The sequence below is a fragment of the Jannaschia sp. GRR-S6-38 genome (genome assembly GCF_029853695.1).
GTDB classification, from domain to species: domain Bacteria; phylum Pseudomonadota; class Alphaproteobacteria; order Rhodobacterales; family Rhodobacteraceae; genus Jannaschia; species Jannaschia ovalis.
The window spans coordinates 1547851-1559764 of the sequence record NZ_CP122537.1 but is presented as its reverse complement, the minus strand read 5'-3'; the positions used below and the strand labels follow the sequence as shown (position 1 = coordinate 1559764).

9 protein-coding genes are annotated in these 11914 nt (G+C 72.6%); 5 read left to right on the top strand and 4 right to left on the bottom strand.

Annotation, left to right across the window (positions count from 1 at the left end; genetic code table 11):
* The first annotated feature begins 16 nt into the window (after window positions 1-16).
* Both P8627_RS08135 and P8627_RS08130 read left to right on the top strand, forming a co-directional pair.
* A complete protein-coding gene (locus P8627_RS08135; protein WP_279967281.1) occupies window positions 17-2953 on the top strand; it encodes a hypothetical protein in 2937 nt (978 codons plus the stop codon).
* A gap of 25 nt (window positions 2954-2978) precedes the next feature.
* Window positions 2979-3929, top strand: coding sequence for a hypothetical protein (locus tag P8627_RS08130; protein ID WP_279967280.1), 951 nt, complete (start codon window positions 2979-2981; stop codon window positions 3927-3929).
* Window positions 3930-3935: 6 nt separating this feature from the next.
* On the opposite strand, the gene P8627_RS08125 is transcribed toward P8627_RS08130, so the two are convergent.
* Both P8627_RS08125 and P8627_RS08120 read right to left on the bottom strand, forming a co-directional pair.
* Entirely contained in the window at window positions 3936-4595 is a 660-nt protein-coding gene (locus P8627_RS08125; protein ID WP_279967279.1) for an ABC transporter ATP-binding protein, read from the bottom strand.
* On the bottom strand, window positions 4595-5782 hold the full coding sequence (locus P8627_RS08120) for a capsule biosynthesis protein (protein WP_279967278.1): 1188 nt from the start codon (window positions 5780-5782) through the stop codon (window positions 4595-4597). Before P8627_RS08120 ends, P8627_RS08125 begins: the two co-directional genes overlap by 1 nt.
* Before the next feature lie 52 nt (window positions 5783-5834).
* Between P8627_RS08120 and P8627_RS08115 the strand changes: the two genes are divergently transcribed.
* Complete coding sequence (locus P8627_RS08115) at window positions 5835-6635, top strand: ABC transporter permease (protein ID WP_279967277.1); 801 nt, start codon at window positions 5835-5837, stop codon at window positions 6633-6635.
* Here P8627_RS08115 and P8627_RS08110 read toward each other — a convergent pair.
* The gene (locus P8627_RS08110) at window positions 6632-9136 is read right to left on the bottom strand and encodes a glycosyltransferase (protein ID WP_279967276.1); all 2505 of its coding nucleotides are present in this window, start codon (window positions 9134-9136) and stop codon (window positions 6632-6634) included. The genes P8627_RS08115 and P8627_RS08110 overlap by 4 nt on opposite strands.
* Window positions 9137-9323: 187 nt before the next feature.
* On the opposite strand from P8627_RS08110, the gene P8627_RS08105 reads away from it, so the two are divergent.
* Window positions 9324-10019 carry a fumarylacetoacetate hydrolase family protein gene (locus P8627_RS08105; RefSeq protein WP_279967275.1) on the top strand — a complete coding sequence of 232 codons (696 nt, stop codon included), beginning with the start codon at window positions 9324-9326 and terminating at the stop codon, window positions 10017-10019.
* Here P8627_RS08105 and P8627_RS08100 read toward each other — a convergent pair.
* Window positions 10016-10783: an SDR family oxidoreductase gene (locus tag P8627_RS08100; RefSeq protein WP_279967274.1), complete on the bottom strand. Its 768-nt coding sequence runs from the start codon at window positions 10781-10783 to the stop codon at window positions 10016-10018. The genes P8627_RS08105 and P8627_RS08100 overlap by 4 nt on opposite strands.
* Before the next feature lie 90 nt (window positions 10784-10873).
* Between P8627_RS08100 and P8627_RS08095 the strand changes: the two genes are divergently transcribed.
* Entirely contained in the window at window positions 10874-11911 is a 1038-nt protein-coding gene (locus tag P8627_RS08095) for an L-idonate 5-dehydrogenase (protein WP_279967273.1), read from the top strand.
* Window positions 11912-11914 lie beyond the last annotated feature (3 nt).

The window sequence follows — 11914 nt, the reverse complement described above, 5'->3', positions numbered from 1 at the left end:
GAAGGTGGGCTTAACAATGGCGACGTTCCATCATCTTGCCACGATCACGACCCCGGACGACGTGCTGGTCACCGGGATCGTCGATCTGGATATCCACGAGATCGGCGGCGTGACGCGGCTCTATGCCGGCACGCGCGCGGGGGGCGGGCTGTCGGTCTTCGAGATCGGCGCGACGCTGGAGCTGGTCGATTTCGCGCTCGACGGCGCGCAGATCGGCCTGTCGGCGCCCGCGCGCATCGACCGCGTGACGCTGGACGGGCAGGACATGCTGATCCGCCACGGCGCCTTCGAGTCCGGGCTGCGCGGCTTCGAACTGGACGCCCAGGGCCGGCTCGCCGATGCGTTGGCGCTGGGCACGCCCCCGGGCGCGCGCTTCGCCACCTTCGAGACGGTCGCCACCGATGCCGGGCTGATCGCCTTCACGACCGACGCCTTCAGCGCCGGCATGACCGCATGGTCGCTGGCGCCCACCGGCGGGATGACGCGGCTCGCCGATTACGACCTCGGCGCCGAAGCGCCGGGCCTCGACGTGCCCGACATGGCACAGGTCGCCATCGGCGACACGACGATCCTGCTGGCCGTGTCGCGCGGCGAGAACAGCCTGACCAGCTACCGCGTCGCCGCCGATGGCAGCATCGCGCGGGCCGACACCGCCTCCACCGCGGCGGGCGAGTTGCCGATTTCGGTGCCCATGGCGGTCGAGACCGTCTCGGTGGCGGGCGCGACCTATGCGGTAGTCGCCGCCTTCGAGAGCGACTCGCTTTCGGTGCTGCGGATCGGCGCGGATGGGCGGCTGACCCCGGTCGACCATGTCGTCGACGGGCTGGAGACGCGCTTCGGCGGCGTCACCGCCATCGCGACCGTGGAGGCCGAGGGCCGCGCCTTCGTCTTGGCGGGCGGCGCGGATGACGGCGTGTCGCTTCTGGAGCTGCTGCCCGGCGGGCGCCTGCTGCACCGCGCCTCGGTCGCCGATGCGCTGGACACGACCCTGGCCAATGTCGAGGCGATCGCCGCGACGGCCCGCGCGGGCGGGCTCGACATCTTCGTCGCCTCGCAGGCCGAGGCCGGCATCACGCGTTTCGCCGTCGACTTGCCGCCGGGCGACGGCCCGCAGATCGGCACGGCGGGGGCCGACATCCTGACCGCCGCGCCCGGGGGGCAGTTCCTCGACGGTCTGGCCGGGGACGACACGCTGCAGGGCGGGGCAGGCGACGATGTCATCCGGGACGGGGCCGGCATCGATTCGCTCTATGCCGGCGGGGGAGAGAACATCTTCGTCCTCGCGGCGGATGGCGCCGAGGACCGGATCTGGGAGTTCCGCATCGGCCAGGACCGCCTGGACCTGACGGCGTGGGAAGGTCTGCGCAATGTCGAGCAGCTGGCCATCGCGACGCAGCGGCGCGGCGCGACGATCACCTATGGCGAGGAGGTGCTGTTCCTGCGCAGCGCCGACGGCACGCGGCTCGAGGTCGAGGATCTGCGCGCCTACGGCTTCGTGGACCTGTCGCATTTCGCCCCGCGGGACCTTCTGGCCGTCACCGGCACCGCGGCGAGCGACGCGATCATCGGCGGCGACGCCGCGGAGGACGTGGCCGCCGAGGGCGGGGACGACACGGTCGATGGCGGCGCGGGGGACGACATCCTGAACGGCGGCGCCGGTCGCGACCTGCTGCGCGGCGGCGACGGCTCCGACCTGCTGCAGGGCGGAAGCTGGGCCGACACGCTGGAAGGCGGCACCGGCGACGACACGCTGCGCGGGCAGGAGGGCGACGATCTGCTCGACGGCGCGGACGGGGCGGATCGCCTCGATGGCGGGCAGGGCGCGGACACGCTGCGCGGCGGGCTCGGGGACGACTGGTTGAGCGGCGGGAGCTGGTCGGACCTGCTGGAAGGCGAAGACGGCGACGACCTGATCGAGGGCGGCGAGGGCAACGACTCGCTGGACGGCGGTCTGCGCGACGACACGCTGCGCGGCGATGGCGGTCAGGACGTGCTCTACGGCGCGGACGGTCACGACGTGATCGAGGGCGGCAGCGGCGCCGACCGCGCCTGGGGCGGCTCGGGCGACGACCTCATCGACGGCGGGACCTGGTCCGACGTCCTGCATGGCGAGGACGGCAACGACACGATCCTTGCCGGGGACGGGACCGACCAGCTCTTCGGCGGCGCCGGCGCCGACCTCTTGCGCGGCGGGGCCGGGCAGGACGTACTGCGCGGCGGCACGGGCGACGATGTGCTCTGGGGCGAAAGCTGGTCGGACGCGATCTATGGCGAGGATGGCGATGACATCCTCGAGGGCGGATCCGGCGACGACATGATGGAAGGCGGCGCGGGGCGCGACGTGCTGCGCGGCGGGACGGGCTTCGACCGGCTTTTCGGCGGCGATGGCGACGATTGGATCGAAGGCGGCGACCAGCGCGACCGGCTGGAGGGCGGCCCCGGCGCCGACACGCTGGATGGCGGCACCTGGAACGACATGATTTTCGGCGATGGCGGCAACGATCACCTGATCGGCGGCGAGGGCGAGGACGGGCTGTCGGGCGGCGATGACGACGACTGGCTGCAAGGCGGCGTCGGACGCGACCAGCTCTATGGCGGGGGCGGCAACGACCTGCTGGAGGGCGGCAGCTGGGCCGACAGTCTCTATGGCGGCTTCGGCGACGACACGCTGCGCGGCGAGGAGGGCAACGATAGCCTTCTGGGCGGGGGCGGCGCGGACAGCTTCGTCTTCGAGAGCGGCCTCGACGTCGTGACGGATTTCGACCCCGCGGTGGACCGGCTGCTCTTCGCGGCGGAGCTCTTCGGCGGCACGCGGCCCAGCCAGGCCGATCTCGAAGCCTATGCTCGCGTCGTCGACGGCGATCTTCTGCTGGCTTTCGACTCCCTTAACGGCCTGCGGCTAGAGGGTCAGACGACGCTGACCGGCGTGGCCTGGGATCTGTTCGCCGGCTGAGCCGGTCCTATCGAGAGGTGGCGGGATGACGGTGCTCACTATCCATATCGGCGCGCACAAGACCGGGACGACCGCGTTGCAGCGCGCGCTGGACGGAAACGCGGCCGCGATTCAGGCGCAGGGGGTGCTCTACCCCGATGTGTGCCGCTTCCACCACGCGCAGCATCGGCTCGCCTTCGCGCTGAAGGGCATGGCCGATCCGGTCCGCGGCGACCGCCCGGACCTCGCGGCGGAGGCCGGGGCGCTGACCGCCGCGCTGGACGCGACCGACCTGCCGAAGGTCCTCGTCTCGTCGGAGGAGTTCTTCTCGGCGCCGCCCGAGCGCATCGCGGCCCTCCGCGCGGTCCTGGACGGGCGGGCGGTGCGGCTGGTCGCGACGGTGCGGCGGCCGGACGCGATGTTCCTGTCGATCTGGAACCAGAAGGCCAAGCAGCCGGGCAACGGGTTCGCGCGCATGGCCTCCTCCTTCCTGGACGACCCGCGCAGCCTCGATCCGGATCTCGACTTCCGGTCCTGCCTGCAGGCCTGGACCGACGCCTTCGGTCCCGAGGCGCTGACGCTGCTGCGTCACGAGGAGGGGCCGCCGGTGGCGCAGATGCTGGGCGCGCTCGGTTGTCCGCCGGACGCGGTCGCGGTGCCCGGGCCCGCCAATGCCAGCCTTTCCGGCGCCGCGGTCGAGGCGATGCGCCTGGCCAAGGCGGTGGGCCTGTCGACCGAGGCGCAGCGCAACCTTCTGACCCTCACGCAGGAGGTGTTCGCCGATCACCCGCCCTTCCACCTCGCCGCGGCGGAGCGTCGGCGCATCGTCGCGGCCTTCGAGCCCGGCAACGACGCGCTGTTCGCGGCGATGGGGGTCGAGAATCCCTACCGGGTCGAGACGCTCGACTTTCCCGACGTGCCCGCGGGACCGGGACCGAACATTCGGCTGCGCGACCTGATGATGCTTCTGGGCGAGGTGCTGGATTTCGCGGCCTGACCGCCGTCAGGCGACCGCCATCTGCCGCTGGTGAAGGGCGATGGCCGCGTCGAGATCGTCGAAATAGCGAAGCTGCCCGTCCTCGAGCACCGCGCCCGCGTCGCAGAGGCGGCGCAGCAGCGGCATGGAATGCGAGACGACGATGGCGGAGGCGGCGCGCATCCGCGCCCCCAGCACCGCCTCGGAGCGGGCGCGGAAATCGGCATCGCCGACCGCCGTGACCTCGTCCACGAGATAGGTGTCGAAGCGCACGGCCATCGAGGTGGCGAAGGCCAGGCGGGCCCGCATCCCGGCGGAGTAGCCGCGCACCGGCTGGTAGAGCTTGTCCCCGAGACGGGCGAAATCCTCCACGTAATCCAGCATCCCGCCGGTATCGACGCCGTAGACCCGCGCGATGAACCGCGCGTTCTGCGCGCCGGTCATGTCGGGGTGGAAGGCGCCGCCGAAACCCACCGGCCAAGACACCGTGCCGTCGGAGCGGACCCGGCCCGCCGAGGGCCGCATCGTGCCCGCGATGATCCGCAAAAGCGTGGACTTCCCCGCGCCGTTGCGCCCCAGAAGCGCCACCGCCCGGCCGGTCGGGAAGACCGCGCGGATCCGGTCGGCGACCACCGTCTCGCGCCCGCCGGTCCGGAAGCGCATGCTGACCCCGTCGAGCGCGATCATCAGCGCCGGTCGCGCAGCGCGTAGATGGCGAGCGTGCCGAGCGCCCAGAGCATTGCGGCGAACAGAGCGACCAGCCCCAGCAGCAGGATCCGCTGCGGATGGCGGGCCGATTCGGGCGTGGTCGGCCGGATATGGGCGGCGAGATAGCGGCTCTGCCGCCGCGCCTCTGCGCGCGCGACCTCCAGCCCGGCCAGCGCGGCGGTGTAGGATTGCTCGGCGAATTCGCGGTCGACCTGCAGCCGCTCGTATTCGCCCACCACGTCGGCGAAGGCCGCGCCGTCGCCGGTGGCGCCGCCGAGGCCCAGCTTCGCGCGCTCCTGCGCGATGCGGTCCTCGATAACCCCGACGGTCAGCCGGGCCTGGGCGATGCGCGGATCGCCGTCGCGGGTGCGTTCGCGCAGCAGGTCGAGCTCGATCAGCGCGGCGGCGAGCTGTTGCTCCAGCTGGCCGATCAGGGTCGTGCGACTGCCCGATTCGGCGGTGGGATCGACCAGCTGGTTGCGGTTGCGGAACCGGGTGACGGCGGCGCGCGCGTCCTTGAGCTGCGCCACCGCGTCGTCCAGCGTGATCCGCGCGTCGCGCAGCGCATCCTCGCGCGCGATATCGGACAGCGCCTCGACCAGCTCGCCCGAGCGGGCGAGGATCGCCCGGGTGATCGCGGTCGCGTCCGCCGGCGTGAAGGCCAGCGCGCGGATCGAGATCAGCCCCGTCGCGGGGTCGTGCGAGACGCGGACCATGCGCGCCCAGTGATCGGTCAGATCCTCGATCGTGCCCGGCGTGGGGTAGCCGAAGACCGGGTCGTCCGCCGGCCGCGACCAGATCGCGCGCAGGTCGATGGCGGCATCGACCTCGGCCACCATGCGCTGGCTGCGGATGAAGTCGTCCAGCACGTCCGCGTCCGAGACGCCGCTGCCCGACAGGTCCGCGATCCCGCCCAGGAGCGCAACGGCGGAGCGCGCCTCCTCCGTCCGGATGGAGAAGGCCGTGCGCGAGGCGTATTGGTCCGCCGCCCGGGTGAAGAGGTACCAGCCGGCCAGCGCCGCGGGCAGCAGGACCAGCGCGACGAAGCTGAGCGCCAGGAGGACGTGCCGCCCGCGCCGCGCGGCCGGAGCCACGGGCGGGCGCGGCGCCGGGACGGGCCGGGCGGCGGCGCGCAGTTCGGGGGCCGGGGCGACGGGTTTGTTCATGACCCCGGTCTGCCTCATCCAACCTTAAGACTCCGTGTGCCAAGCCGCCTGCATGGTCGATTTTCCCGCTCCCCCCGCCCCGCGCGGCCGCGCGCCCGGCGCGGTCCGGACCGTCACCGCGCTGATCCTGCGCGAAATGGCGACGGGCTATGGCCGCTCGCCCGGCGGTTATCTCTGGGCGGTGCTCGAGCCGGTGGCGGCCATCGCGCTGCTGACCGCGATCTTCTCGCTGGGATTCAGCGCGCCGGCGCTGGGCCGAAATTTCGCGATCTTCTACGCCACCGGGCTTCTGCCCTTCCTGATGTTCACCGACCTGGCCGGAAAGGTCGCGGCGTCGCTGACCTATTCGAAGGCGCTCCTGTCCTACCCGGCCGTGACCTTCTTCGATGCGATGCTGGCGCGGTTCCTGTTGAACCTGGTGACGCAGCTGACGGTCGGCGCGGTGGTGCTGGGCGGGATCCTGCTGGCATTCGAGACGGGGACGGCGCCGGACCTGCCGCGCATCCTGGGGGCGGCGGGACTGGTCGCGGCGCTCGGCTTCGGCCTCGGGGCGATCAATTGCCTGCTCTTTACGCTGGTCCCGCTCTGGCAGCGGGTCTGGAGCGTCGCGACCCGGCCGCTCTTCGTGCTGTCGGGCACGCTCTACGTCTTCGAGGCGGTGCCGCAGCCCTGGCGCGACTGGCTCTGGTACAACCCGCTGATCCACGCGGTGGGGGCGATGCGCGCGGGGTTCTACCCCTATTACGACGCGGGCTATGTCTCGATCCTCTATCCGCTGGGCCTGTCGCTGGGGCTCTCGGTGATGGCGCTGCTGTTCCTGCGGCGCCACCACCACGCGTTGCTGGCGCGCTAGGCGCGGCGTTTCTCGGCCGCGGGCCGGGACCGCCCGACCATCTGCGCCAGCCATGCCTCCGGCCCATCCTCGAGCCGCAGCAGGCTGCCCGGCGCGCCCCGGGCCATCGCGCCCCGCAGCGCCTCCGCCTGCGCGCCGAGGTCGAAGCAATGCACCGGCAGCCCGGTCGCCAGCGCCTCATGCGTGGTGAAGGAAAAGGTCTCGGGGCAGATCGACGGGATCAGCCAGCGGGTGATGCCGTATCCGGCGGCGAGCGGGCCGAGATCGGCGATAGCATAGCTGCCATGGACGCGGGTGCCGCGGGCGAGCGGGTGGCCCGGCAGGATATTCCCGAGAAGCACGATCTCCGGCCTGCGCGCCGCAGCCGCGGCTGCGCTGAGCGCGCCGAGCGCCGCCGCGCCTTTCTCCGGGCCGATATTGCCGAGGATCCCGATGACCTCAGGGCCCGGCCGCCGGGGCAGGCGCGGCACTGCGTGGGGCAGGGCATGCGGCCGGATCGTGATGCGCGCGGCGCAGCCCGGATAGGCGGACGCCACGATATCGCGGCCCGAGCGCGAGAAGACGCGGATCTCGGCGGCCTCGCGCATCAATCCGCCCCAGGCCGCCCGCCACGCGCGCAACGGCACCGAGGCGCCGCCGGGCCGGCGGGCCACATGGGCGGGATCGGTGCAATCGGCATCGGGCACGCCGCGCCACGTCCCGTCCTGGTCCATCAGGTTGAAGCTGGGGCTGAGCGGCAGGTAGTCGTTCATCAGCACGGTGATGCGGCCCGCCGGGCCCGCGATCCCGCGCAGAAGGTCCGGCAGCGCGACGGGGTCGCGTTCGCCCACGCCACAGGAATAGAGGACATGCCGCCGGGACACCGGCGCCAGGAGCGCGTGCAGATCCGCGATTTCGTCGCTCGCGCCTGCGATCACGCCCCCGTCAACATGCAGCTCCAGCCGCCAGCGGGGGCTGCCGCCGACGCGCAGGACCAGCGCGCCGCCCGACGCCTCGACCGCCTCGGCCAGCAGGCGCTGCAGGTAGAGCTCGGCCCCCCCGCCCATGCTGTGGGCCAGGAAGATCGGGACGGCCTCCGCGCCGCATCCGGCGGCGAGCTTCGCGATGCCCAGCGCCAGGCGCGGCGTGCGCAGCGGGTCGGCCGCGATGAAGGCCTGCACCTCCGCGTCGTACCGGGGATAGCGCGCGGCGATCAGCGCGCTGGCCTGACGGATAAGGGCGCGCTTCGCCTCGGAGCCGAAGGACTGGCCGCCGCGGTGCTCCACGAAGAGCCGCGGCTGCACGACGTTCCGGCCGCCGAGACGCCGCACCCGCTGGCACCAGTCGACTTCCTCGCCATAGCCGCGGCCGAAGGCGGTATCGAGTTGCGGAACGCGCGCGAGAAAGCGCCGCGACATCGCCATGCAGAAGCCGACGCCGGTCGGCGCCTCGATCGGAGTGGCAGGCGCGGCCAGCCTCCGGGCGCGGCGGTCGATCGCGTCGGCCTGTCCCGGGCGCAGCGCGTTCGCCCGGCAGATCCGGGGCGCGGTGAAGATCTCGGCATCGTTCGACATGGGCGTGACGCTGGCGACGCGGCGATCGGCCAACGGCGCGGTCAGGCGGCTGGCCCAACCATCGGGCACCAGCGCGTCGGAATTCAGCAGGACCACGTCCCCGTCCCGGCGCGCCGCCAGCGCGAGACCGCGGTTCACCGCGCCCACGAAGCCGAGGTTGCGGGCGTTCTCGACAAGGCTGACGCGGTCGGGATCGCGCCGCGCGGCCCAGGCCTGCAGCCAGGGACGGATCCGGGGATCGGTGGAGCAATCCTCGACCAGGATCAGGTGCCAGGGCAGATCGGTGTGCCGCTCGACCCGGTCGAGGCATTCGCGCAGCAGATCGAAGGCATTGAAGACCGGAAGCACGATGGTGATCGGCGCTTTCCCGTCCGCGCTCTCGTCGGGGCCGCCCAGCCAGCTCGCCTCGATCCGGTCGTCGCCCGCAGGGGCATCGCGCAGATCCAGCCGCCGGATCACCGCGTCCCGCGCGCGCGGATCCCGCGTGGCGAGCCAACGCGCGGCGGCCGGAAGGGCGGGCAGCGCGGCGCGCAGGAAGGGCCGCAGGCTGCGGCGCAGCCCGGCCCGGCGGTCGGCTTCGGTGAAGGCCGGCAGCTCCAGCTCGCGGCGCGACCCGTCGGGCAGCGTCAGGAGGAGGCGGTGATCGACCGGCTGCCAGGGCAGGTCCACGGTGAAGCCCAAGGCCGTCTGCCCAGGCAGGCCCAGCACCGCGGCGACATCCGCGCGCGTCAGGTCCGGCGCGACCTCGCGCGCGTCATGCGGGCTGCAGAGCCGGACCGTCTTGGCGCGGGTCCAGCCCTCGACCCGGAAGCGGCCGCGCGCCCAGGTGATCCGGTCGACGAAGCCCAGCCCCGTCGCGTCCGCGGGGTCCATCGCGAAGCCCTCCCGTTCCAGCACCATGTGCCGGGACGCGTAGCGCAGAAAGAGCTGCCAGCCCGCCACGGTCACGCCCGGAACCCCGCCCGGCAGATGGAATTCGTCGCGCGCAACGTCATGAGCACCCCTCCGCAATCCCGCCCCGACGGCGGTCCCGCGGGTTCTAGGCGGCGGATGGTGGGCGTTCGGTTAACACGGCGACCGCGTTGACAGGCGGCGTCCACGCCGGGCACGCCTGCGGCCCAGAGCAGGAGCCGCCATGTCCTACGTCATTCCCCCGCCCGAGCCGCCCTCGCTCGCCGTCGCGGGCCGCGCCGCGCGCTTTCCCATCCGGCGCGTGTTCTGCGTCGGGCGCAACTACGCCGCCCATGCGCGCGAGATGGGCAAGGACCCGGATCGCGAACCGCCCTTCTTCTTCATGAAGCCCGGCGATTCGGTCGTGCCTGCCGCGGGCGTGATCCCTTATCCGCCCGAGACCGCCGAGCTGCATCACGAGGTCGAGCTGGTGGTGGCGTTGGCCGCGGGCGGGCGCGACCTGTCGCCCGCGCAGGAGGCGGGCGCGATCTGGGGCGCGACCGTCGGGATCGACCTGACCCGCCGCGATCTGCAGGGCGCAGCCAAGGCCGCGGGCCGGCCCTGGGACTGGGGCAAGGGCTTCGACGCCTCCGCCCCGATGGCGCCGCTGGTGCCGATCGCGGAGGTTCCGGCGCTCGATCGCGGCGGCATCTGGCTGGAGGTGAACGGCACGCCCCGGCAGCGCGGCGACCTGTCCGAGATGATCTGGCCGGTGCTGGAGCATGTGGCGATCATCTCGCGCTCCATGGCCCTGGCGCCGGGCGACCTGGTGATGACCGGCACGCCCGCGGGCGTCGGCCCGCTGCAGCCCGGCGACCGGGTCCGCGCGGGGATCGACGGCCTGGCCGAGCTGTCCTTCGAGATCGGCGCGCGCGGCTAGAGCGAGGCGGTAATCCCGCCATCGACATAGAGCGTCGTGCCGTTCACAAAGCTGGACGCGGCCGAGCACAGGAAGACGCAGGCGCCGACCAGCTCCTCCACCCGGCCCCAGCGGCCGGCGGGGGTGCGCTTGGCCAGCCAGGCCGAGAATTCGGGATCGTCGACCAGCGCCTGGTTCAGCGGCGTCTCAAAATAGCCGGGCGCCAGCGCGTTCACCTGCAGCCCGTGCTGCGCCCAATCGGTCGCCATACCCTTGGTCAGGTTGCCCACCGCGCCCTTGGTCGCCGTGTAGGGGGCGATGCCCGGGCGGGCCAGCGCGGTCTGGACCGAGGCGATGTTGACGATCTTTCCCGCCCCGCGCCCGATCATGTGGCGCGCGCAGGCTTGGCCCACGTGGAAGACACTGGCGATGTTGGTCTGCAGCAGGCGCTCGAACGCCTCGGCGGGAAAGTCCTGCAGCGGGGCGCGGTGCTGCATGCCCGCATTGTTGACCAGGATGTCGATCGCGCCGGTCTGGGCCTCGAACCCGTCGATCGCCGCGCGCGCGGCCTCATGATCGGTCACGTCGAAGGGCAGAAGGTCCACCGTCGCACCGCCGGCGCGCAGATCAGTGACGGCGGCTTCCAGCTTGTCGCGGCTGCGCCCGTTCAGGACGATTGCCGCCCCGGCGCCCGCCAGCCCCTTGGCCAGCGCCAGCCCGATGCCCTGCCCGGATCCCGTCACCAGGGCACGCCGTCCGCTCAGATCGAAGAGGTCGAGGGTCATGGCGCGTCTCCTGCTCGGGCCTCGACTATCGCGGCCGGGCCTGTTTCTGTGATCGGCATCCGGCCCAAGTCAACCGGAGGGGGAGGGGCCATGCGCGCCATCGTCATCCACGCCGCCCACGATCTGCGACTGGAGGAGCGCCCCGATCCCGGGCCGCCCGGACCGGGCCAGGTCCGCATCCGGATGGCGGCGGGCGGGGTCTGCGGTTCGGATCTGCATTATTACAACCATGGCGGCTTCGGCGCCGTCCGACTGCGCCAGCCGATGATCCTCGGGCACGAGGTCGCGGGCCATGTCGACGCGCTGGGCGCCGGGGTCGAAGGCCTGTCGGAGGGGCAGCTCGTCGCCATCTCGCCCTCGCGGCCCTGCGGGACCTGCGAATACTGCCTGCGGGGGCAGCCGAACCAGTGTCTGAACATGCGCTTCTACGGCTCGGCCATGCCGTTCCCGCATATTCAGGGCGCGTTCCGCGATGTGCTGATCGCCGAGGCCACGCAATGCGCGCCCGCCGACGGGTTGAGCGCGGGCGAGGCCGCGATGGCGGAGCCGTTGGCGGTCGCGCTGCACGCCCTGCGGCAGGCGGGCGGGCTGGTCGGAAAGGCGGTGCTGGTGACGGGATGCGGACCGATCGGGCTTCTGACGGTGCTGGCCGCGCGCCGGGCGGGGGCGGAGCGGATCGTGGCGACCGACCTCGCGGGCTTCCCGCTCGACATGGCCCGGCGGCTGGGGGCCGATGACGGGCTCGACCTGAAGGCCGATCCGGAGGCGCTTCGACCCTGGCAAAGGGAAAAGGGCCAGTTCGACGCCGCCTTCGAATGCTCCGGCGCGGCACCCGCCCTGGCCGGCGCCATCGCGGCGCTGCGGCCCGGCGGCGTGCTCGTGCAGCTCGGCCTCGGCGGGGATATGCCCGTTTCGATGCAGGCGCTGACGGCGAAGGAGCTGTCACTCAAGGGCAGCTTCCGCTTCCACGCGGAGTTCCACGCGGGCGTGAGCCTGATGCGCAAGGGTCTGATCGACGTGACGCCGCTCATCACCCACAGCCTGCCGCTCGACGCCGCCACGGACGCGTTCACGATCGCCGGGGACCGCAGCCAGGCGATGAAGGCACAGATCGTCTTCGGCGCCTGACAA